Annotated in this window: 1 protein-coding gene and 1 pseudogene; both read right to left on the bottom strand. The window is 77.7% G+C overall.

Translation table 11 applies throughout. The annotated features are described in order from the left end of the window. Positions 1-764 (bottom strand): annotated as a pseudogene (locus KVT14_RS19970) (alanine racemase); the annotation flags it as partial. A 3-nt stretch (positions 765-767) separates the two neighbouring features. Beyond that, positions 768-1,685 (bottom strand): glycosyl hydrolase (locus tag KVT14_RS19965; protein WP_217617259.1); only part of this gene is annotated, 918 nt, incomplete at its 5' end.

The raw sequence follows: 1,685 nt of genomic DNA, 5'->3' as shown, positions 1-1,685 counted from the left end.
CGGGGCGCGAGCACCTCCGCGACCAGGTCGAAGTACGCGCTGCCCCCCGCGGTGTCCAGCAGCTCGCCGCCGTCGTCCGGGTACAGCCCCGCAGCGCCGGCCGCGTCGTGCAGCGCGCCGAGGTCGGCCAGGTAGCCGCGCACGGTCGCGGGGGCCGCGTCCGGCGCGTCGTGCGCGAGCGCGCCCTCGTAGCCCGCGACCCCGGCGAGGCGCAGCACGGGCGACGCGGCGACAGCCTCGGCCACCGCCAGCGCCTCGGCACGGGTCCGCGCGCCGGTCCGGCCGCCGGCCGCCCCGAGCTCGACGAGCACCCCGAGCGGTGCCCCGGCCCCGGCCGCCGTCAGCGCCTCGTGCATGATCGCGACCCCGCGCACCGAGTCCGTCCACACGGTCAGCCGCCCCGCGTCGGCCGCGAGCGCCCGCAGCGCCGCCGGCTGCACCAGCGCGTTCGCGAGCTGCACCCGCGGCACGCCCCAGCCGAGCGCGACCGACGCCTGCCACGGCGTCGCCACGGTGATGCCCCAGGCCCCCGCGGCGAGCTGCCGCTCCCAGAGCGGCCGGCTCATCGTGGTCTTGCCGTGCGGCGCGAGGTCGACGCCCGCCGCGGCGCACCAGGCCGCCATCGTGGCGACGTTGTGCGCCACCGCGGCGTCGCTCAGCGTGACCAGCGGTGTCGGCAGCGCGGTCAGCGGCGGCCGGCTCTCCGGCCAGGCCGCGACGTCCTCGGCCGTGGCGCCGAGCGGGACCGCCTTGTGCGCCTCCACGGCTCAGCGCGCCCGGGCCGGCTCGGCGGGCGCGTGCTCGACCCGCACCAGCTCGGTCACCCCGCGCGCGGCGAGCGCGGCCGGGTCGGCGGCGGCCGCGCTGGTCACGACCGTGACGGCCGCACCCCGCTCGCGCAGCTCGTGCCAGCGCCCGAACACGGCCCCGCCCGGCGCGAGCGCGACGCGCGACACCGGCCGGTCGTCCTCGTCGACGTCGACGACCACGCCCACCGTCCGGGGCTCGGCGAGCGGCAGCGCCCCCCGGCGGGCCTCGGCGACCACCTCGGCGAACCGCCGGCCGAGCGGCTTCACGCGGTTGTCCGTGCCGAGCAGACCGAGCGAGTACTCGAGGTCCTTGTAGTCGGCGAGGTCCCGCGAGACGTCGTGCGAGCACCACCAGGTCACCGCGTACAGGTCGGGCGCGGTCAGGGCCGCCGCGATCGTCCGGGAGGCGAACTCCGGCATCTCGGCCTCGGCCAGGTTCATCGACGGGGCGCCGACCTCCTGCAGCCAGACCTGGCGCGCCGGGTCGGTCGCGAACGCCTTCGACAGCTCGACCATCCACTCGGCGTGCCGCACCGACTGCGGCGACAGCGCCCCGTAGCGGGTCGCGGTGCCGTTGAAGATCCACGAGTGCACGGTGGTCATGTCGCCGAGCCGGGAGGCGTGCACCGGCACGAACGGGTGCTCGTCCCGGTACCAGAGGTGGCCGTTCTCGCTGTGCGTGATCACGTGCCGGGGGTCGCGGTCCCGCGGGGCCCCGAGCAGCGAGGTCAGCCAGTGCGCCACCTGGTCGGTCGACGCCGGCATGGCCGCGGGGTTCGGCGGCTGGAACTGGTTGGCCTCGTTGCCGAGCGTCAGCCCCAGGGGGTTCGGCCGGTCGCGCACCGCGTCGTACACCGCGGCGACCAGGGCGGCATG

Source organism: Cellulomonas sp. GbtcB1 (assembly GCF_019091725.1).
In the GTDB taxonomy this organism is placed as follows: Bacteria; Actinomycetota; Actinomycetes; order Actinomycetales; family Cellulomonadaceae; genus Cellulomonas.
Note: the sequence above shows the minus strand (reverse complement) of the source record. Positions and strands in the feature narration are given on the sequence as shown.